Annotated in this window: 14 protein-coding genes; 6 read left to right on the top strand and 8 right to left on the bottom strand. The window is 62.8% G+C overall.

The window, feature by feature from the left end:
- Positions 1-56: 56 nt before the first annotated feature.
- Positions 57-830 (top strand): histidinol-phosphatase, encoded by a 774-nt coding sequence (hisN, locus tag MKZ91_RS25175; RefSeq protein WP_336173763.1) that lies wholly within the window; start codon positions 57-59, stop codon positions 828-830.
- A 61-nt stretch (positions 831-891) separates the two neighbouring features.
- Here hisN and MKZ91_RS25170 read toward each other — a convergent pair whose 3' ends face one another.
- A complete protein-coding gene (locus tag MKZ91_RS25170) occupies positions 892-1,857 on the bottom strand; it encodes an alpha/beta hydrolase (protein ID WP_336173762.1) in 966 nt (321 codons plus the stop codon).
- A gap of 393 nt (positions 1,858-2,250) precedes the next feature.
- Here MKZ91_RS25170 and MKZ91_RS25165 point away from each other — a divergent pair, with 393 nt between their 5' ends.
- The gene (locus tag MKZ91_RS25165; protein WP_336173761.1) at positions 2,251-2,712 is read left to right on the top strand and encodes an Hsp20 family protein; all 462 of its coding nucleotides are present in this window, start codon (positions 2,251-2,253) and stop codon (positions 2,710-2,712) included.
- A gap of 98 nt (positions 2,713-2,810) precedes the next feature.
- Here the strand turns inward: MKZ91_RS25165 and MKZ91_RS25160 are convergent, their stop codons facing one another.
- Complete coding sequence (locus MKZ91_RS25160) at positions 2,811-3,806, bottom strand: bile acid:sodium symporter family protein (RefSeq protein WP_336173760.1); 996 nt, start codon at positions 3,804-3,806, stop codon at positions 2,811-2,813.
- A 94-nt stretch (positions 3,807-3,900) separates the two neighbouring features.
- Here MKZ91_RS25160 and MKZ91_RS25155 point away from each other — a divergent pair, with 94 nt between their 5' ends.
- Positions 3,901-4,758, top strand: coding sequence for a LysR substrate-binding domain-containing protein (locus tag MKZ91_RS25155; protein ID WP_336173759.1), 858 nt, complete (start codon positions 3,901-3,903; stop codon positions 4,756-4,758).
- 88 nt (positions 4,759-4,846) lie between these two features.
- Here MKZ91_RS25155 and MKZ91_RS25150 read toward each other — a convergent pair whose 3' ends face one another.
- Positions 4,847-5,893, bottom strand: coding sequence for a threonine aldolase family protein (locus MKZ91_RS25150; protein ID WP_336173758.1), 1,047 nt, complete (start codon positions 5,891-5,893; stop codon positions 4,847-4,849).
- A 555-nt stretch (positions 5,894-6,448) separates the two neighbouring features.
- Between MKZ91_RS25150 and gltB the strand changes: the two genes are divergently transcribed.
- Together gltB and MKZ91_RS25140 are read left to right on the top strand one after the other, a co-directional pair.
- Entirely contained in the window at positions 6,449-11,173 is a 4,725-nt protein-coding gene (gltB, locus tag MKZ91_RS25145; protein ID WP_336173757.1) for a glutamate synthase large subunit, read from the top strand.
- 108 nt (positions 11,174-11,281) lie between these two features.
- Positions 11,282-12,739: a glutamate synthase subunit beta gene (locus tag MKZ91_RS25140; protein WP_336173756.1), complete on the top strand. Its 1,458-nt coding sequence runs from the start codon at positions 11,282-11,284 to the stop codon at positions 12,737-12,739.
- A 92-nt stretch (positions 12,740-12,831) separates the two neighbouring features.
- Here the strand turns inward: MKZ91_RS25140 and MKZ91_RS25135 are convergent, their stop codons facing one another.
- Together MKZ91_RS25135 and MKZ91_RS25130 are read right to left on the bottom strand one after the other, a co-directional pair.
- Positions 12,832-14,085: an SGNH/GDSL hydrolase family protein gene (locus MKZ91_RS25135; RefSeq protein WP_336173755.1), complete on the bottom strand. Its 1,254-nt coding sequence runs from the start codon at positions 14,083-14,085 to the stop codon at positions 12,832-12,834.
- A 128-nt stretch (positions 14,086-14,213) separates the two neighbouring features.
- A complete protein-coding gene (locus MKZ91_RS25130) occupies positions 14,214-15,434 on the bottom strand; it encodes a lytic murein transglycosylase (protein WP_336173754.1) in 1,221 nt (406 codons plus the stop codon).
- A 396-nt stretch (positions 15,435-15,830) separates the two neighbouring features.
- Here MKZ91_RS25130 and galU point away from each other — a divergent pair, with 396 nt between their 5' ends.
- The gene (gene galU, locus MKZ91_RS25125; protein ID WP_336173753.1) at positions 15,831-16,718 is read left to right on the top strand and encodes a UTP--glucose-1-phosphate uridylyltransferase GalU; all 888 of its coding nucleotides are present in this window, start codon (positions 15,831-15,833) and stop codon (positions 16,716-16,718) included.
- Between the two features lie 129 nt (positions 16,719-16,847).
- Here the strand turns inward: galU and MKZ91_RS25120 are convergent, their stop codons facing one another.
- From MKZ91_RS25120 to MKZ91_RS25110, 3 genes are all read right to left on the bottom strand, one after another.
- Complete coding sequence (locus tag MKZ91_RS25120; protein WP_336173752.1) at positions 16,848-18,314, bottom strand: outer membrane beta-barrel protein; 1,467 nt, start codon at positions 18,312-18,314, stop codon at positions 16,848-16,850.
- A gap of 124 nt (positions 18,315-18,438) precedes the next feature.
- On the bottom strand, positions 18,439-18,897 hold the full coding sequence (locus MKZ91_RS25115) for an NfeD family protein (RefSeq protein WP_336173751.1): 459 nt from the start codon (positions 18,895-18,897) through the stop codon (positions 18,439-18,441).
- Between the two features lie 3 nt (positions 18,898-18,900).
- The gene (locus MKZ91_RS25110; RefSeq protein WP_336173750.1) at positions 18,901-19,899 is read right to left on the bottom strand and encodes an SPFH domain-containing protein; all 999 of its coding nucleotides are present in this window, start codon (positions 19,897-19,899) and stop codon (positions 18,901-18,903) included.
- Positions 19,900-20,197: the final 298 nt, after the last annotated feature.

Here is a 20,197-nt window from a genome sequence, read left to right as displayed (position 1 = left end):
ATAAAATTCGTCTATTCAAGATCGACCTTCCGCCTTTGTTCCTAAAAGAGAGAGCCATGCTGCCCGACCGTGCCTTCTTCGATCGCCTCGCCGATGCCGCCAAGGCAGAAACCCTACCGCGGTTCCGCATCGGCACCAGCGTCGTCAACAAGCTCGAGGGCGGCTTTGATCCGGTCACGGAAGCCGATCAGTCGGCCGAGGCCGCCATCCGGGCGCTGATCGATGCGCACTTCCCCGAGCACGGCATCCTTGGCGAGGAGCATGGCAATGTCGGTCTCGATCGCGAGCATGTCTGGGTCATCGATCCGATCGACGGGACCCGCGCCTTCATTTCCGGTCTGCCGGTCTGGGGCACCTTGGTCGGTCTCTATCGCAACGGTGAGGCGGTGATGGGACTGATGGATCAGCCCTTCACCGGCGAACGTTACTTCGCTGACGGTCAGAAGACGATCTACAGCGGTCCTGGCGGCGAAAAGGTGCTTTCGACGCGGGCCTGCGGTTCGCTTTCGGATGCGGTGCTGTTCACCACCTCGCCGCACCTCTACACCGGTGAATTCAAGAGCAGGTACGAGGCAGTTCAGAGCAAGGTGCGGCTCTTCCGCTATGGCTGCGACTGCTACGCCTTCGCGCTTCTCGCTGCCGGTCAAATCGACCTGGTGATCGAGTGTGGATTGAAGCCCTATGACGTCGGCGGCCTGATCCCGCTGATCGAGCAGGCCGGCGGCATCATCACCAACTGGCAGGGGGGGCCGGCCGAAATGGGTGGCGAGGTGATCGCTGCCGGCAGCGCCGAACTGCATGCCCAGGCGTTGGAAATCCTCAACGGCTAGACAATTCCAGGATCACTGGAAAATCAGAACGTTAGGCGTCCTTTGCCTGGAAAAGCCTTGCTCACGCGGCCGTGCTTTCGCGCCCGTCGCCGTCTTCGGGAATGACGAAGGCGAGGATAGCGGCCATCGCCTGGGCGCGATAACGATCGGCTTCGTGCAGCAGTTCATGGCGTGCGCCGTCGATCGGGATCATCTGCGCTGCGCGGAAGTTGCGCGCCAGCCATTCGACCGCGAGATGCGGTACCAACCGGTCAGCCGTCGGCGCCAGAATGATTGTCGGCAGGGTTATGCGCGTCAGGTGCTCGCGGCGGATGATCCGGCGCATGGCGCGGAAGGCTTCGCTCAGCCAGCGCGCGGTCGGTGGGCCGAGCCTCAGTTCCGGATGGGTATCGGTCAGCGCCAGGTTGCGCTGGTAGCGGCGGCGATCGGCCGTCAACACGTTGTTTTCGAAGGGACGGTTGCCCTTGTCGGGATGGGCCGGCAAGGCGCCGAGGCCGACGCAGCGCATGAGGGCTGCAACGGTGGCAATGCTGCGCTCGCCGAGCGCCTGGCCGCCAAGGCCGACGAAGGGTGCGAGCACCACCAGCCGGTCGATGCGGCTTGCGAGCATCGGTGCAAGCGAGAGCGCCACCAGTGCGCCCATCGAATGGGCGACGATCGAAAACGGCAGGCGGGTGTCCGGCAGGACGATCTGCTCGAGGAAGGTGCTGAGGTCGCGTTCGTAGTCGGAAAAATGGTCGACATAGCCGCGCGTAGCATGCGGCAACAGCCGCTCGGAGCCAGCCTGTCCGCGCCAGTCGAAGGTGGCGACCCAGAGGCCGGCCGCGGTCAACTCGGCGATGGTCTCGAAGTACTTCTCGATCGACTCGTTGCGGCCCTGCAGCAGAACCACCGTTCCGCGCGCCACCGGCTGCTTCGTCTTGAAGATCGCGTAGCGGATCTTGCGGCCGCCGACGCCATCGAAAAATCCCGCCACATGATTGTCCGGGATCGGATTATCCGGTGTGGAGTGGAGGATCGAGGTCATGGATGCGGGGCCGGAGCTCAAGATGCGCGTTGATCGATGTCATCAGGGATAGGCGGCAGGTTGCCTGCCGTCAAAGAAAAAAGCCGGAAACGGTGGGTGAAATCCGGACGATCACCGTTTCCGGCCGCTGAAGGGGAAGGGACATGTCACTTCAGCCTGGAAGTTTCCTCCCAGGCTTTCTGTTTTAATCTTGTGACGCTGAACGGCAGCCGAAGCCGGTGTTCATGTCAGGTTCACCGGAAAAAAATCGTCGCAGGTCGCGTCTTGAACTTGCGAAAACGCCTCCCCAAATCAGGGTCACGGGCGCCGATGACGGGTCCGTTCACCGGTCCTGCCACTGCCAGAATGGGGTGGCCGACCAGACATCGCAAACGTTGCTCCAAGGAGGACACCATGCGTCACTTCGATTTCTCTCCGCTTTACCGCTCCACCGTCGGCTTCGATCGCCTGTTCACCATGCTCGACAGCCTTGGCCAGCCGGGTGAGGCCCAGACCTATCCGCCCTACAACATCGAGCGCACCGGCGAAAACGCCTACCGCATCACCATGGCCGTTGCCGGCTTTGACGAAAGCGAGCTTTCGATCGAGGCGCGTGAACACACGCTGACGATCAAGGGTGAAAAGGCCGAAGAAAAGGGCGAAGAAAGCCAGTTTCTCCATCGCGGCATTGCCAAGCGCGCCTTCGAGCGCCGCTTCCAGCTTGCCGATCATGTCGAGATCAAGTCCGCATCGCTGAAGAACGGCTTGCTGCACATCGACCTGACCCGCGAGATCCCCGAAGCCGCCAAGCCCCGCCGGATCGAGATTTCGTCCGTCGCTTCGCAGCCCAAGCAGATCGAGGCCCAGACCCTCTAAGCATCATGCCCGGGTAGGGCGCGAAACAGACCTCCCACGAAGAGCGGCGTCCCCAAGAGGGCGCCGCTTTTTGCTTGTCGGGTCTACGGGCTGTTGGATCAGGATTGGGCCGGTACGGGCACGGCCGAGGCGGCTGCTGCCTTCTTGGCGGCATAGCGCTGGGCAATCACGGCACAGGCCATCAGCTGGATCTGGTGGAAGAGCATGACAGGCAGCACGATCGCGCCGATGTTCTGGCCGGCGAAGATGGCGCTTGCCATCGGGACGCCGCTTGCGAGACTCTTCTTCGAGCCGCAGAAAGTGATGGCGATCTCGTCTGCCTTGTCGAAACCGAGCAGGCGGCTGCCGAACATGGTGACCGCAAGCACGAGCGCCAGCATCACGATCTCGATGGCGACAAGGACGCCGAGATCGGTCAGCGAGTAGGTCTGCCACAGTCCGGACGTCAGCGCCTGGCTAAAGGCGAGATAGACGACCATCAGGATCGAGCCACGGTCGACCGGTGCCAACAGCCCCTTGCGTGCCCGGATCCAGCCGCCGATTAGGGGCTGCAGCAATTGCCCGATGACGAAGGGTGCCAGAAGCTGCAGCAGGATCTGCTCCAGCGCATCGAGTGTCACGCCGCCATGGCCGCCGGCGGAAAACAGGAGCCCGACCAAAAGCGGCGTCAGGAACATGCCGAAGATATTGGAGGCCGACGCCGAGCAGATCGCGGCCGGCACGTTGCCGCCGGCCATCGACGTAAACGCGATCGACGACTGCACGGTCGAGGGCAGTACGCAGAGGAACAGGATGCCGGTGTAGAGCGACTGCGGCAGCACCGAATCCGGCACGAAGCCGATCGCAAGGCCAAGCAGCGGGAAGAGCACGAAGGTCGCGGCGAGGATCGTCAGATGCAGCCGCCAGTGCAGGATGCCGGCGATCACGACATCGCGCGACAATCGTGCGCCGTGCAGGAAGAAGACCATGCCGACGGCTACCTTGGTCGCCAGTCCGAACCAAGCGGTCGCCTCTCCGTGGATCGGCAGGACCGATGCGAGGACAACGGTCGCAAGAAGCAGGATCGTAAACGTATCGGGAAGGTAGCGGCGCATCTCGGGTCACTTGCTCGGCAGAAAACGTCTTGCCGGGATCTCTCATTATGATACAGGATGCAAGGAATAACAGTTATCATGATTTGAGATTACCATGCTGGACCTCGTGCAGTTGCGCAGCTTCGTCGCCCTGGAACAGATGGGCGGCTTCACGCTTGCGGCGGAAAAACTGTCGCTCGGGCAATCGACCGTCAGCCAGCACATTCAAAGGCTTGAGGCCTCCCTCGGTCGTACACTCGTTGCCCGCGACACCCACCGCGTGTCGCTCACCGCCGATGGGCAGGCGCTGCTTGCTCATGCCCGCTCGATGCTGGCGATCGACGGCGAAGTGCGGGCGCTTTTTGCCGAGAGCAGCCTGCGTGGCCGCCTGCGGCTCGGGGTGTCCGAGGATTTCGTCATGAGCCGGTTGCCGGCGGTGCTCGAAGACTTCGTTCGCGCCCATCCGTCGGTCGATCTCGAACTGACCGTGGCGCTCAGTGGCGTGCTCTATCAGATGCAGGACAATGGCGATCTCGATCTCGTGCTTGCCAAACGTAGGCTCGGTGATGTGAGGGGCGAACTTGTCTACCGCGAGCCGCTGGTGTGGCTGGCGCGCGAGCCCGAGAGGATCAGGCGCGACAAGGTGCTGCCGCTGATCGCCTTTCCGCCGCCGAGCATTACCCGCAGTGTCGCGCTTGAAGTGCTCGACCGGCACCGCCTGCCGTGGCGGATAGTCTGCACCTGCGGCAGCCTCAGCGGTCTGACGGCGGCAGCCCGCGCCGGCATGGGCGTGCTGGTGCAGCCCCGCAGCATGGTGCCGCAGGGGCTGAAGGAGATACCTGTTGGCGCCCTGCCTCCGCTCGAGGACGTGGAGTTCGTGCTGGTTCCGAGCAAGGGCGTGGACCGAAAGCTGAGTGCGGCGCTTTCGGTCGAGATCCTCTCCAATGTGAGGACGTTACAAGGGCAGGCGTGAGCGCACGGATCATTCCGCGAGGGGGCGGAACGACCCAATTCAAGCCTGCAGTTCCGGACCGAAAGCTGCTTGCCCTTCCTTCCTTGCCTCAGCAGGCCGAGGCGAAACGGTCGACGTCGTCCGTCTTCGTCGCAAAACTGGTGACGAGGCGGTGGAGATTTTCGTCCGGGGCAATGCTTCCGTCGAGGTCGTGCGGCACCGGCCAGTCATAGAACACCGCGCCCTGTTGCCGAAGTTTCGCGGCCACGTCCTTCTTCAGGATCGCGAAAATCTCGTTGGCGTCGGCCTGCCAGGCGAGCCGGCTCGTCTTGGAGGCGGCGATGCCTTCGGCCAGGCGCGTGGCCATGGCGTTGGCATGGCGCGCCAGGTTCAGCCAGAGATCGCCGGCGAAATAGGCGTCGAACTGCGCCGAAACGAAGCGCGACTTGGAGAAGAGCTGCGCCGAACGCTTGCGCAGGAAATGCATCTCATGCGCCTTCGAGAGGTCGAAGAGCACCAGCGCCTCGGCGCACCAGCAGCCGTTCTTCGTGCCACCGAAGGAGACGAGATCGACGCCGCGCTTCCAGGTCATTTCGGCGGGAGTTGCGTCGAGGCCGACAAGCGCATTGGCAAAGCGCGCGCCGTCCATGTGCACCGGTAGCTTGTGCGCCTTGGCGACGGCCGCGATCGCCTCGATCTCGGCGAGCGAATAGACGGTGCCGCTTTCGGTCGCCTGTGTCAGAGAGACTGCCGCCGGCTGGCCGCCATGGACGTTATCGAGGGGAAAACGCCGGATCTCGGCTTCCAGCCGTGCCGCTTCCATCTTGCCGCGGGCACCGTCGACGGGCTTCAACCGGGAACCATGCGAGAAGAACTCCGGCGCACCGCATTCGTCGGCGATCACATGTGCTTCGCGGTGGCAGAAAGCGACGCCACCGGCGCGGTGAGCGCTCGCAAGCGCCAGCGAATTGGCCGCCGTTCCCGTGCCGACGAAGAACACCGCGACGTCCCGCTCGAAAATCTCGGCGAACTTCTTTTCCACCTTCCGGTCAAGCTCACTGGTGCCATAGGCGGAAGCGTAGCCTCCGGCATGCGCCATGAGGCTTTCGGCAATCGCGGGATGGGCGCCGGCCCAGTTGTCAGACGAAAAAATCATCACTTCTCACTCTGTTTTACCGTGTTTTTGACGGCTTCAGTCGACCTTAGCCGAGTTCTCGACCGGATCAATCACGGTGAGCGGCCGGGAGGCCAGCCGGAGGCCAGTTTGAAACCAAAAGGAAGAAAACGCCGGATCGCCGTAATTAAATTTTAAAAGGCGGAAATTTCCGGCAATGTTCGGCAAAATCTTCTCTATTATTTGCTGATATGCCTCTTGCAGAGGGGGGTGGTTTCTGGCATAGAGCACATGAAATAGGACAGGTTTGCTGTCCTATTTCGGTCTAGGGACCGGAACAATCGCCGCGAGTGCCTAAAAAATTGGCATCCGGCGTGTGAAGCAGGGGGATTTGCCGGATTTCATCCGGTTGTTAACGCCTGCCGTCAGGATGGTCGCAGACATCAATGCCTGATGATGCCGTGCTTATTTGCGACCTGATCAGGATCATGAGACGATGAGTGCCCCGGCTTTTCGGCGTGCCTTTGCGCGCAACGAAGAGCCATGCGCGGGCGGTACCATGCCCGGCGGTCGCCGGGTTCAACAGGAGGGAAAACGATGACGGATCATTCGCCATCACAGCAATCTGGGCTCAACCTCGCACACAGCGTTGCGACGGCTGAAAAAACGCCCGCATTCCCGACTGGCCTGCCACGAAAACAGGGTCTCTATGATCCACGCAACGAACACGATGCCTGTGGCGTCGGTTTCGTCGCCCATATGAAGGGCGAGAAGTCGCACCAGATCGTGCGCGACGGTCTCTTCATGCTCGAAAACCTGACGCACCGCGGTGCCGTCGGAGCCGACCCGCTGATGGGCGACGGTGCGGGCATTCTCGTGCAGATTCCCGACCGCTTCTTCCGCGAGGAAATGGCCAAGCAGGGCATCACCCTGCCGAAGGCCGGCGAGTACGCCGTCGGTCACATCTTCATGCCGCAGGATGATGCGCTCGTCGAACACTTCAAGCAGGTGATCAAGGACGTTGTTTCCGAAGAGGGCCAGGTGCTCATCGGCTACCGCGATGTGCCGGTCGACAATTCGTCGCTGTCGAAGGCGCCGGAAATCGCCGCAACCGAGCCGCGCCACATTCAGGTCTTCATTGGCGCCGGCCGCGATGCCGCCTCCAACCCCGAATTCGAGCGCCGTCTCTTCACGCTCCGCAAGGTGATCTCCAACCGCATCTACGACGAATACAAGGGCGAAGAGAGCAACTTCTACCCCGTGTCGCTGTCGTCCTCGACCATCGTCTACAAGGGCATGTTCCTCGCCTACCAGGTCGGCGCCTACTATAAGGACCTGTCCGACCCGCGGTTCGAAAGTGCGGTGGCGCTCGTTCACCAGCGCTTCTCGACCAACACCTTCCCGTCGTGGAAGCTCGCACACCCCTACCGCATGGTGGCGCATAACGGCGAAATCAACACGCTGCGCGGCAACGTCAACTGGATGGCGGCGCGCCAGGCGTCGGTGTCTTCGCCGCTCTTCGGCGACGATATTTCCAAGCTCTGGCCGATCTCCTACGAGGGCCAGTCGGACACCGCCTGCTTCGACAACGCGCTCGAGTTCCTCGTGCAGGGCGGTTACTCGCTGTCGCACGCCGTCATGATGCTGATCCCGGAAGCCTGGGCCGGCAACCAGCTGATGTCGCCCGAACGCAAGGCCTTCTACGAATACCATGCCGCCCTGATGGAGCCGTGGGATGGACCGGCTGCCGTTGCCTTTACCGACGGTCGCCAGATTGGTGCGACGCTCGACCGCAACGGCCTGCGTCCGGCCCGCTACATCGTCACCTCGGACAATCGCGTCATCCTCGCGTCGGAAGCCGGCGTGCTGCCGGTCGACGAGGACAAGATCGTCAAGAAGTGGCGCCTGCAGCCGGGCAAGATGCTGCTCATCGACATGGAGCAGGGCCGCATCATCTCCGATGAGGAGGTGAAGTCCTCGCTTGCCACGAAGCACCCCTACAGCAAGTGGCTTGAAGACACGCAGCTGATCCTCGAAGACCTGAAGCCGGTCGAGCCGCGGGCTCTCCGCCGCGACGTCTCCTTGATTGACCGCCAGCAGGCCTTCGGCTACACGCTCGAGGACACCAAGATTCTGATGTCGCCGATGGCGACGACCGGTCAGGAAGCAATCGGCTCGATGGGCACCGACACGCCGATCTCGGCGATGTCGGACAAGCGCAAGCTGCTCTATACCTACTTCAAGCAGAACTTCGCGCAGGTCACCAACCCGCCGATCGACCCGATCCGCGAAGAGCTGGTGATGAGCCTCGTCTCCTTCATCGGCCCGCGCCCGAACATTCTCGACCACGAAGGCATGGCGCATGCCAAGCGGCTCGAGGTGCGCCAACCGATCCTGACCAATGGCGATCTCGAAAAGATCCGCTCGATCGGTCACACCGAAGACCGCTTCGATACCAAGACGCTCGACTTCACCTATGACATTTCGCGCGGTGCCGAAGGCATGCCGGATATGCTCGACCGTCTCTGCGAGCGTGCGGAAGCGGCGGTAAAGGGCGGCTACAACATCATCGTGCTTTCCGATCGTCAGGTCGGGCCGGACCGCGTGGCGATCCCGGCGCTGCTCGCAACCGCTGCCGTGCACCACCACCTGATCCGCAAGGGCCTGCGCACCTCGGTCGGTATCGTGCTTGAATCCGGCGAACCGCGCGAAGTACACCACTTCTGCCTGCTTGCCGGTTATGGCGCGGAGGCGATCAACCCCTATCTCGCCTTCGATACGCTGACCGACATGCACAAGCGCGGCGACTTCCCCAAGGAAGTCGACGGCAGCGAAGTGGTCTACCGCTATATCAAGGCTGTCGGTAAGGGCATCCTCAAGGTCATGTCCAAGATGGGCATCTCGACCTACCAGTCCTATTGCGGCGCGCAGATCTTTGACGCGGTCGGCCTGTCGTCGAAGCTCGTCGACCAGTTCTTCTTCGGCACGGCGACGACGATCGAAGGCATCGGCCTGGACGAGATCGCCGCCGAGACGGTCGCCCGCCACAAGGCGGCCTTCGGTGCCGATCCGGTGCTTGCCAACACGCTCGATATCGGCGGCGAATATGCCTACCGCATGCGCGGCGAAAGCCACGCCTGGACCCCGGACGCGATCGCCTCGCTGCAGCATGCCGTGCGCGGTAACGCTCAGGACCGCTACCGCGAATTCGCCGAGATGGTGAACAACTCGGCGCTGCGCATGAACACGATCCGTGGCCTGTTCACGGTGAAGAGTGCGGAAGCCCTCGGTCGCAAGTCGATCTCGGTCGACGAGGTCGAGCCGGCTGCCGATATCGTCAAGCGTTTCTCGACCGGCGCCATGTCCTTCGGCTCGATCAGCCGCGAGGCGCATACGACGCTGGCGATCGCCATGAACCGGATCGGCGGCAAGTCGAACACCGGCGAGGGCGGCGAGGAAAGTGACCGCTACCTGCCGCTGCCGGATGGCTCCATGAACCCCGAGCGTTCGGCGATCAAGCAGATCGCGTCGGGACGTTTCGGCGTGACCACCGAGTACCTGGTCAATGCCGACATGCTGCAGATCAAGGTGGCGCAAGGCGCCAAGCCCGGCGAAGGCGGCCAGTTGCCCGGCCACAAGGTCGATGCGACGGTTGCCAAGACCCGGCACTCGACCCCGGGTGTCGGCCTCATCTCGCCGCCGCCGCACCACGACATCTACTCGATCGAAGACCTGGCGCAGCTGATCTACGATCTGAAGAACGTCAACCCGGAAGCGGACGTCTCGGTCAAGCTCGTCTCGGAAGTCGGCGTCGGCACGGTTGCCGCCGGCGTTGCCAAGGCGCGCGCCGACCACATCACCGTTGCCGGCTTCGACGGCGGTACCGGCGCCTCGCCGCTGACCTCGCTGAAGCACGCCGGCAGCCCGTGGGAAATCGGCCTTGCCGAAACCCAGCAGACGCTGGTGCTGAACGGCCTGCGCTCGCGCGTCGCCCTTCAGGTCGACGGTGGCCTGAAGACCGGCCGTGACGTCATCATCGGTGCGCTGCTCGGTGCCGACGAGTTCGGCTTTGCCACCGCACCGTTGATCGCTGCCGGCTGCATCATGATGCGCAAGTGCCATCTCAATACCTGTCCTGTCGGTGTCGCCACCCAGGACCCGGTTCTGCGCAAGCGTTTCAAGGGCACCGCCGAGCACGTCATCAACTACTTCTTCTTCGTCGCCGAGGAAGTGCGCGAGATCCTGGCTTCGCTTGGCGTCAAGAAGCTCGACGAGATCATCGGCGCGTCCGAACTGCTCGAAAAGGACAGCGCGCTCGCTCACTGGAAGGCCAATGGCCTCGACTTCTCGAAGATCTTCCACAAGGTGGACGCCGCCAAGGAAGAGACCTACTGGACGACGCGCCAGCAGCATCCGATCGACGATGTTCTCGATCGCAAGCTGATCGCGGAAGCCAAGGTCGCGCTTGAGACCAAGGCGCCGGTCAAGATCGAAGCCGAGATCAAGAACGTCGACCGCTCGGCCGGCACGATGCTTGCCGGTGCGCTTGCCAAGCGATGGGGCCACAAGGGCCTGAAGGACGATACCATCCACGTGACCCTCAAGGGCACGGCAGGCCAGTCCTTCGGTGCGTTCCTGGCACGCGGCATCACCTTTGACCTCGTGGGCGACGGCAACGACTATGTCGGCAAGGGGCTTTCGGGTGGCCGCATCATCGTCCGCCCGCCGGAAAACGCGAAGATCGTCCCGCAGGAATCGATCATCGTCGGCAACACCGTGCTCTACGGTGCGATCTCGGGCGAGTGCTACTTCAACGGTGTCGCCGGCGAGCGTTTCGCCGTGCGCAACTCCGGTGCGGTCGCCGTCGTCGAGGGTGTGGGTGACCACGGCTGCGAATACATGACCGGCGGTGTCGTCGTCGTGCTTGGCGGCACGGGCCGCAACTTCGCGGCCGGCATGTCCGGCGGCGTTGCCTACGTGCTTGACGAGGAAGGCGATTTCGCCCGCCGCTGCAACATGGCAATGGTCGAGCTGCAGCCGGTTCCCGAAGAGGACGACATGCTGGAGAAGCTGCATCATCACGGCGGCGACATCATGCACAAGGGCATGGTCGACGTCTCCGGCGACATGACGCGCCACGACGAGGAACGGCTCTACCAGTTGATATCCAACCACCTTCACCACACGGGTTCGCCCCGGGCGAAGGAGATCCTCGATCATTGGGCGGATTGCCGGCCGAAATTCCGCAAGGTCATGCCGGTCGAATACCGCCGTGCGCTCGAGGACATGGAACGCATGAAAATGGCAGAGGCGGCCGAATAGGAGGCCCCGGTGACCAAGGCTCCCGGTTCATCACAGATCGGTTCGGGGGCCCCTCACGCGCGCTTGTCAAAAGCGCCTGTTCAGACGCAAAGCTTTCAGGATGATACGATGGGTAAGGTAACTGGATTTCTCGAGATCGACCGGCAAGTGGCAAAGTACCAGCCGGCATCCGACCGCATCCGCCATTTTCGCGAATTCACCATTCCGATGTCCGAACCGGAAGTGCAGAAGCAGGCCGCTCGCTGCATGGACTGTGGCATCCCCTATTGCCATGGCCCGACCGGCTGCCCGGTGCACAACCAGATCCCCGACTGGAACGACCTCGTCTACAACGGCAACTGGGACGAGGCGATCCGCAACCTGCATTCGACAAACAACTTCCCGGAATTTACCGGCCGCGTCTGCCCGGCGCCCTGCGAGGAAGCGTGCACGCTGAACCTCGAAGACACGCCGGTCGCGATCAAGACCGTCGAGCAGGCGATCGCCGACAAGGCCTATGAAATGGGCTACATCGTGCCGCAGCCGGCCGTCACCAAGACCGGCAAGAAGGTGGCGATCATCGGCTCGGGTCCTGCCGGCATGGCGGGCGCCCAGCAGCTTGCCCGCGCCGGCCACGAGGTTCACGTCTATGAGCGCGAATCCAAGCCCGGCGGGCTGCTGCGCTACGGCATTCCTGATTTCAAGATGGAGAAGAACTTCATCGATCGCCGGGTCGAGCAGATGAAGGGCGAAGGCGTCACCTTCCATTGCGGCATCAATGTCGGTGTCGACCTGCCGATGCAGCGCTTGCTCGACGACTATGACGCCGTGCTTTATTGCGGCGGCTCGGAAACGCCGCGCGACGCCGGCATTCCCGGTGTCGATTTCGCCGGCGTCCATGATGCCATGCCCTATCTGGTGCAGCAGAACCGCCGCGTCGGTCGCGAGAACATCGACAGCACCGGCTGGCCGTCGGAGCCGATCCTGGCCGGCGGCAAGCACGTGGTCGTCGTCGGTGGCGGCGACACGGCGTCCGACTGCGTCGGCACTGCTTTCCGCCAGGGCGCCGTCAAGGTGACCCAACTCGACATCCGGCCACAGCCGCCGGAAAAGGAAGACAAGCTCGCCGTCTGGCCGTTCTGGGCAACGAAGATGCGCACCTCCTCCAGCCAGGCGGAAGGCGCGATCCGCGAGTTCCAGGTGGCGACGCTCGAGTTCATCGGCGATGAGGACGGCCACCTGACCGGTGTGAAGTGCTGCCAGGTGGACGATCGCCGCAAGCCGATCGCCGGCACCGAGTTCATCATCAAGGCGGATCTCGCCTTCATCGCCATCGGCTTCAGTGGCCCGTTCACCAACAGCGTGCTCAAGGATCTCGGTGGCAAGCTGACGCTCAACACCGACCGCCGCGGTTCGACCAACGTCGTTGCCAACGACCGCGATTACAAGACTTCGGTGGACAAGCTCTGGACCGCCGGCGACGTGCGTCGCGGCCAGTCGCTGGTCGTCTGGGCGATCCGCGAAGGCCGTCAGGCCGCTCGCGCCATCGACGAGGCGCTGATGGGGTCGACGACCCTGCCGCGCTGAGACCTCTTACTCCCAAGCACGAAAAAGCCCCGCAGCGATGTGGGGCTTTTTTTATTGCAGCGGGAACCGGCCTTATCGAGCGGCGTCGGTCGTCAGTTGCGGATGACGGGGTTGCTGATCACCGTGCTCGGCTTAGCCAGGCGGAAATCATCGACGCGGCCAGCCGGTGCCGTGGCGATGTCCCCCTTGTCCACCAGCAGGTCGCGCGGGCTCTTGCCGGTGCCCTTGGCCGGGGCGGCATTGCCGAGAAGCGATCCGGCGCCGTCGAGTTCCGGATCGGTCAGGCCGATCGGCTGGGTCTTGACGATGTCTTCATTGGCAAGCGGTGCGGTCACTACCAGATCCTTGAGCCCGTCTGCGCCGGGGATGTCCTTGTCCGTTGCCGCGGCGTCGCCGAGCAGCCGGCGGATGTCCTTCTCGACATAGAAGGCGAGCTTGCGCTTGCCGGCCTTGGTCAGGTTGATGCCGTCGGCGCCGCGCAGGCGCACCTGCTGGCCGTTGATGTCGGAACCGGTCAGCACGAACTTGCCGCCCTCGTCGACGAAGCCGTCCCAGATGTCGACGAACTGGCCGCCGACCTTCTCGATCTCCTCGCGGTAGATGCCGTTGAAGGTCACCATGTCGGCGGTCATGGCCGCGGACTGGAACGGCGGCATGCCGACCCACAGCACCGGCAGCTTTTCCTTGCGGGCAAGAGCCGCCAGAGCATTGACGCGCTTGCGATATTCTTCGGTCCACAGGTCGGTGCGGAACTTCTCCTTGACGTCGCCGATCTGCATCATCTGGCGATCATTGGCGCCAAGGCTGACGATGATCACCGACGGCTTCACTTCGGCGACATAGCCGGGAAGCGTGCCCGGCCAGTTGAAGTAGTCCTCGCGCACCAGACCGGACGAGCCGTTCGCTCGTGTTTCGACGGTGATGCCGGGGGTCATTTCGAAAGCCGTCTTCAGACCGTCGCCAACGCTGCCGGCCATGAAGTCGCCGACGACCAGAACCTTCTTGGCATCGGGTGCCTTCTCCACCACCTGCGGCACGGGGGCAGGGGTGTCGGCCAGTTTCGGCTTCGTCTTCTGCTGCCCGCCCTGGCCCTTCTGCCGCTGCTGCTGCTGGCGCTGGCGTTTCGGGCGCGGTTGTTCAGGAAAGTAGGATCGGTCCTCGTAGACCGGCCGCTCGCGCGCCAATCCACCGAAAAGCACCTGGAACAGAGTGCGTCGCTGGACGCGCTGTTGCGCTTCGGCAAAACCGGCGTAGAGGCCAACGACAAGCATCGCCATGGCAGCGATGCAGATCGTTGCAATCTCGAGGGCCGTTCGGCGCTGTTGCGTGCGGCGCTTGCTCGTCATCTGCTTCTAGCCCGTGTTCGGGCGGCCATCGGCCGCTGTCACGTTTGAGCGCGCCGCACGGAGTGCAGCGCGCTTTGAAGTACTTTATCTCACGGATGCTGTGATCGCGAAACCGTTTCGATCCGGACTCAGTTGCGAAGGGCCCGCAGCAGCATCTGGGTCGGCTGTCCATCCGGGGTCAGGCCGTTCTGTGACTGGAACGCCTGAATCGCAGCCTTTGAGCCGGAGCCGAAATTGCCATCGACTTCGCCGTTGTAGTAGCCAAGCTCCTTCAGGCGGTTCTGCAGTTCGAACTTTTCGCTGATGTCGAGCGATCCGTCCGGACGCGGCCAGCGCTGCTGCATGCCCTGATAGCCGGCGATCTGATCGGCGAGAAGGCCGACGCCAAGCGCATAGCTGTCGGAGGCGTTGTAGCGCTTGATGACGAAGAAGTTCTTGGTCATCAGGAAGCCGGGGCCCTCGCCGCCGCTCGGCAGCTTCAGTTCTGCGCGCGTGCCGCCGTTGCGGAAGCCCTTGCCGTTCGGTCTCAGGAAGCCGAGGGAGGCCCATTCGGCAAGCGTCTTCGTCTGGCCGGAGTATTTCGCCGCATTTGCCGGCGGCGCGACCTCGTAGCCCCAGGTTTCGCCCGCTTGCCAGCCATTCTTCTTCAGGAGGTTGGCGGCGGTCGCCAGGGCGTCCGGGACGGAGTTCCAGATGTCGCGGTGGCCATTGCCGTCAGCATCGACCGCATAGAGCAGGTAGCTCGTCGGGATGAACTGGGTGTGACCCATGGCGCCGGCCCAGGAACCCGTCAGCTCGCGCGGTGTGATGTCGCCGCTCTGAAGGATTTTCAGCGCCGCGATCAGCTGCTTCCTGGCGAAATTTGCCCGCTTCGGATCGGCATAGGCAAGGGTGGCCAGCGCCCGCGGCACGTAGTGCAGCCGGTCGTCCTTCTCCAGAACGGCCCCGTAATTGGATTCCATCGACCAGATTGCCAGCAGGATCGTCTTGTCGACACCATAGCGCTTTTCGAGCGCATTGAGCGTGCGGGCGTGTTTGGCGGCCATCTCCTGGCCGATGCGCTTGGTATAGGGGTTCACGCGGGAATCGATGTATTCCCAGATCTTGTGCTTGAACTCCGGCTGGTAGTTCGCCTTCTCGATCACCGACTGGTCGGGTGACTTCACGCCGGCAAAGGCCTGGCGGTAGGTCGCCTTGCTGATGCCGGCCTTGGCGGCGGTTGCGTAGAATTCGTTGATCCAGTTCTGGAACCCGGCATCGGCGCGCGCAGGCGAAGTACCGAGCACTGCGGCGGAGAGGACGAGGGCGGCTGCGATATGACGGAAAAACGTCCTGTGGTTTCTGATCATCAGCTGTCGGTTCCGTTTCTCTGCGGGGCTTCGGCCGTCATGGCCCGAATCACGCCGCATGGTGGCAGTCTGGGGCCAGCGTCGACGGTGGGGCAGTCGTCGGCGGCTCCTGTTTCGGATCCGGCCGCGATTGTTGCATTGCCGGATTGCAACGAATCTACAGAAACGTGGTCAACAAACCCTTTACCATGAAATTGTGGTGGCGTCTTCCGATGAAGAAAATGTCAAGCCTTGGTCGTGGAGTTCGCCTATGCATTTGTTCCGTCGGTTCATGCTGTGTTCAGCTGACGGCATAGAGATTGCGGCTCCATTACGGACCGCTGTATGGTTCCGGGCGGAATGACGTTCGGGCCATTCGGTAAGACTTATGAGTGAAATCCTATCAAGGAGGTATCGATGACCGACAAGCGTAAAGTCCGCAAAGCCGTGTTCCCGGTCGCTGGACTGGGCACACGTTTCCTGCCGGCCACTAAGGCCGTGCCGAAGGAAATGCTCACGGTGGTGGACAAGCCGGTCATTCAATATGTCGTCGACGAGGCCCTGGAGGCCGGGATCGAGCATCTGATCTTCGTTACCGGCCGCAGCAAGGCGGTGATCGAGGATTACTTCGACATCCAGGTGGAACTCGACCAGACGCTGCGCGAGCGCAACAAGAAGGCCGAGATCGCACTTCTCGACGGCATTCTGCCGAAGGCCGGCACGACCAGCTTCACCCGCCAGCAGGCGCCGCTTGGCCTTGGCCATGCGGTCTGGTGCGCCCGTGATCTCGTCGGCAACGAACCGTTTGCGCTGCTCTTGCCTGACATGATCATGAAGGGGGAGAAGGGCTGCCTGAAGGGCATGGTCGAGCTCTATGAACAGAGCGGCGGCAATGTCATCGCCGTCGAGGAATGCGCCCCGGACCAGGCCCACAAATACGGTATCGTCGGCGTCGGCGACAAGGTGGGCGACGGTTTCAAGATCACCAAGATGGTCGAAAAGCCTGCACCGGGCACGGCACCGTCCAACTTCTTCATCAACGGCCGCTACATCCTCCAACCCGAGATTTTCCCGATTCTCGAAAAGCAGGAGCGCGGCGCGGGCAACGAGATCCAGTTGACCGACGGCATGCTCAAGCTCTCCGACAGCCAGCAGTTCGCTGCCTATCACTTCCGTGGTGATACCTATGACTGTGGCGCCAAGGACGGCTTCATCCTGGCAAACGTCGCCTTTGCGCTCGAGCGCGGCGACATCCGTCCGAGCGTCGAGGGTCCGCTGAAGAACCTGCTCGGCAGCCTGAAGTAATCGGCAGAATCCCTAGGATACGAAAGGCCGCGTCCCTTGGGCGCGGCCTATTTCGTTCGCGATGGCAGGCCTCTTTGAAACGAGGCAACTCCGCCAGGAAAACCGCTTCACGCTTTTCCTGGCGTTGCGCTAGCGCCGCAGCGTCAGGCCGACGCCGACGCGGGTAATGTCGCTGTCATCGCCTTGATCGCGGGTCGTAAGCTCGTAGCTGACGTCGCCGGTCAGCGCGAGATAACGGTTGAGGTCGTAGGTCAGGCCGGCGCCGGTGCGCCAGGTGGTCTCGTCCGAGGAGGTGGCGTCCGATGGATAGTTGCGCAGCGTCAGGCTGTTGGTCAGCCGCGCCACCAGATCCGATCGCATCTGGTGGGTAATGATGTTGGTGAAGTTGTAGTCGATCGAGCCGGCTACGCCCGGCGTCGTCGACGGGTTCAGGTCGGTCGAAACCGCAAAGAGCACATCGGTCCCGCGCTGTGGTGACCAGTTCAGGCTGCCGTCGACCGACAGACCGCTGAGCTCGCCGAGCCGGTCGTCCTCGAAGTTGTAGGTCTCGTAGCCGAGGCCGAGTTCGCCATAGAATTTCTCGCCGAGGTCGACCTCGACACCGCCGCGACCGCCATAGGTCTGGTAGGAGCGCTCGAAGCCGAGCGGATCCTCGCGCAAATCGTAGAGCGACTTGCCGACGGAGGCTTCCAGGAACGGGATCAATGCCGGCGAAAGCTCGTAGCCGACGCGGGCCGTGAGCATGCCGGTGTTGCGGTTGCGATATTTGACCGAAAGGTTGGTGCCGTTCTCCAGTTCGACATCGCCATAGGTTTTCCGGTCGAAGTCGATACCGACCGAGCCGCGGATCAGGCCGAAGTCGCGCTCGATGGCTGCGCCAAGGCGGTAAGTGTTGACCGCCGATTGGGTCTTGGCGTTCGAGATCGCGTTCGGATCGTCGGCGTCTTCGCGATAGAAGCTGTAGCCGGCACGCAGGCGTGCGATCGTCTCTTCCCAGAGATCGAGGCGCAGTTCCGCGTCGACATTGGCACGCGGCTCTTCCTCACCCTCACCGGAAATGTTGTTTTGAAGGACGCCTTCACCGGTCACCGTCAGCTGGTGCCGCGACCAGTCCGAGGTCAAGGTGCCGCGGATCCCGGTTTCGATATAGCCACGGTTCGTCTTGACGCCGCTGTCGTCGCGCCATTCGTGGTTGATCGACTCGCTAATACTTGGGCGCAAAGTGAAAGTGCCGATGCGGACGCCCGGTACGCGGTCGTATTCGGGATTATAGGTCCGCAACCGCAGGCCATCGATCGTCGGCTCGCGCTGATTGAGGCGGACGTAGTCCTCGTTCTGGGCGGGCGGCAAGTCGTCGCCGCTGACGGCCCCGGTGGTCTGTGGATCCGCGATTGCCTGCGGCGTGGCCGTCGTGGCAGCCGTGGCTCCCGGCGCGGCGCCGGTGCCATATGTCGTGGAAGGGTTCGTGGCTGGGGTCGTCGCCGTCTGGGCGCTCAACGACGCGGGGGCAAACAGTGCGGTCCCGGCCAACAGCAACGCCAGCGACGTCGAACGCCGCGCGTCTCCTCTGGTCGAGCGTGATGAGCCTGGCACCATATGCCGTCTGTCCACGAGCCTGATTGCAATCCTTTCGCAATCGTAAAGCGACGTGGTTAAGCAATCGTTTCCAACCGGAAAAAACGTCGTGGCATCAGCCGCTTGTTGGCGACGGAGCCGCCGTTCAGGCGCTTTCGACGGTCAGGCTGCGGCCGTGGGCGGAAACGACGCGTACGCGGGTTCCGGCGGGCAGGTCGGGCCCCTCGATGATCCAGAACGTGTCGTCGAGGCGGATGCGGCCGCGTCCCTCGGCGATCGGCTTGTCCAGCACCGCCGTGCGGCCGACGAGACTTTCGGCGCGCTGGTTCAATAGCGGCTCGTCGGTGGTTTCGGACGAGGACAGGACAAAACGGCGGCCAAGCAGGACGGCCGCCACCGAAAGCAGCGCGAACAGGACGAACTGGACCTGCCAGGTCCAGAGGCCGACATCCCAGAGCAGCAGTGACAGGATACCGACGACCAGTGCGGCGATGCCGATCCAGATCAGGAACACGCCGGGCGCGACAAGTTCGGCGGCGAGAAGCAAGAAACCGAGAACCCACCAGCTCCAGGGCCCGAGTTCTTGAATGGCGCGTTCGATCATCCCTTACTTTCCTTGCGACGGATCAGCCGGAAAGGCAGGGGTGGTGCGCGGCGTCGATTGGCGCGGCCGGGCTGCCGGAGCCGTCTGGCCATCGCCGAACACTTCCTTGGCGATTGCGCCGATGCCGCCGAGCGAGCCGATCAGCGCGGAAGCCTCCATCGGCATCAGCACGATCTTCTGGTTGTTGGCGGTGCCGATCGAAGCGAGTGCCTCGGTGTATTTCTGTGCCACGAAGTAGTTGATCGCCTGCACGTCGCCGGCCGCGATGGCGTCGGAGACCATCCTGGTCGCCTTGGCTTCAGCCTCTGCCAGACGCTCGCGGGCCTCGGCGTCGCGGAAGGCTGCTTCACGCTGGCCCTCGGCCTGGAGGATCGCCGATTGCTTGGCGCCCTCGGCGCGCAGGATCTGGGCGTTTCGGGCGCCTTCGGCTTCGAGCACCTGGGCGCGCTTTTCGCGCTCTGCCTTCATCTGCCTTGCCATGGCGTCGACGAGATCCTTCGGCGGTGCGATATCCTTGATCTCGATGCGGGTGATCTTGATGCCCCAGGGACTTGCGGCTTCGTCGACGACATGCAGCAGCCGATCGTTGATCGTATCGCGGTTGGACAGCAGCTCGTCGAGGTCCATCGAACCCATGACCGAGCGGATGTTGGTCATCGTCAGGTTGAGGATGGCGTTTTCCAGATGCGCGACCTGGTAGGCGGCCTGCGCCGCGTTCAGCACCTGATAGAAGGCAACCGCGTCGGCAGACACGCTGGCATTGTCCTTGGTGATGACTTCCTGGGTCGGAACGTCGAGCACCTGCTCCATCACGTTCATCTTGGCGCCGATGCGGTCGATGAACGGAACGATCAGGTTCAGGCCGGGCTCCAGCGTTTTGGTGTAACGACCGAAGCGCTCGATCGTGTAGCGGTAGCCCTGTGGCACTGTTTTGATCCCCATAAAGAGGACTAGGATGACGAGAACCACGAAGCCGATGACAACGAAATCCATCCCGCCCAAGACATTCCCCCTTAAATTGCAATCGCGACCTGAGGCTGCACTCTAGCGCATTCCGGTTCCCTTCGGAATCGGTTTCAGCGGATTGCGCATAGATTCAAAATGTTAGAATGGCGCAGACGTGAGTTGACGCCAGCGCTTCTCTCTCATCCAGAGGTGGTGATTGCCGACCCGTTTTCAAGCGGGTGCAAGCGGAATCAGAGCCAGCCGGCAAGTTCCCGGCGCACGACGTGCTCGAGCACGGCCATGCCTTCGGCGCTGTCGTTCAGGCAGGGGATATGGGTGAACTTCTCGCCGCCAT

It is taken from the genome of Ensifer sp. MJa1 (genome assembly GCF_037026475.1).
GTDB lineage: Bacteria > Pseudomonadota > Alphaproteobacteria > Rhizobiales > Rhizobiaceae > Ensifer.
This window is presented reverse-complemented; position numbering and strand designations above follow the sequence as displayed.

Bases quoted from the DNA above. Each gene is read 5' to 3' on its own strand.
- hisN (WP_336173763.1), top strand. From the start codon at position 57: ATGCTGCCCGACCGTGCCTTCTTCGATCGCCTCGCCGATGCCGCCAAG.
- MKZ91_RS25170 (WP_336173762.1), bottom strand. From the start codon at position 1,857: ATGACCTCGATCCTCCACTCCACACCGGATAATCCGATCCCGGACAAT.
- MKZ91_RS25165 (WP_336173761.1), top strand. From the start codon at position 2,251: ATGCGTCACTTCGATTTCTCTCCGCTTTACCGCTCCACCGTCGGCTTC.
- MKZ91_RS25160 (WP_336173760.1), bottom strand. From the start codon at position 3,806: ATGCGCCGCTACCTTCCCGATACGTTTACGATCCTGCTTCTTGCGACC.
- MKZ91_RS25155 (WP_336173759.1), top strand. From the start codon at position 3,901: ATGCTGGACCTCGTGCAGTTGCGCAGCTTCGTCGCCCTGGAACAGATG.
- MKZ91_RS25150 (WP_336173758.1), bottom strand. From the start codon at position 5,893: ATGATTTTTTCGTCTGACAACTGGGCCGGCGCCCATCCCGCGATTGCC.
- gltB (WP_336173757.1), top strand. From the start codon at position 6,449: ATGACGGATCATTCGCCATCACAGCAATCTGGGCTCAACCTCGCACAC.
- MKZ91_RS25140 (WP_336173756.1), top strand. From the start codon at position 11,282: ATGGGTAAGGTAACTGGATTTCTCGAGATCGACCGGCAAGTGGCAAAG.
- MKZ91_RS25135 (WP_336173755.1), bottom strand. From the start codon at position 14,085: ATGACGAGCAAGCGCCGCACGCAACAGCGCCGAACGGCCCTCGAGATT.
- MKZ91_RS25130 (WP_336173754.1), bottom strand. From the start codon at position 15,434: ATGATCAGAAACCACAGGACGTTTTTCCGTCATATCGCAGCCGCCCTC.
- galU (WP_336173753.1), top strand. From the start codon at position 15,831: ATGACCGACAAGCGTAAAGTCCGCAAAGCCGTGTTCCCGGTCGCTGGA.
- MKZ91_RS25120 (WP_336173752.1), bottom strand. From the start codon at position 18,314: ATGGTGCCAGGCTCATCACGCTCGACCAGAGGAGACGCGCGGCGTTCG.
- MKZ91_RS25115 (WP_336173751.1), bottom strand. From the start codon at position 18,897: ATGATCGAACGCGCCATTCAAGAACTCGGGCCCTGGAGCTGGTGGGTT.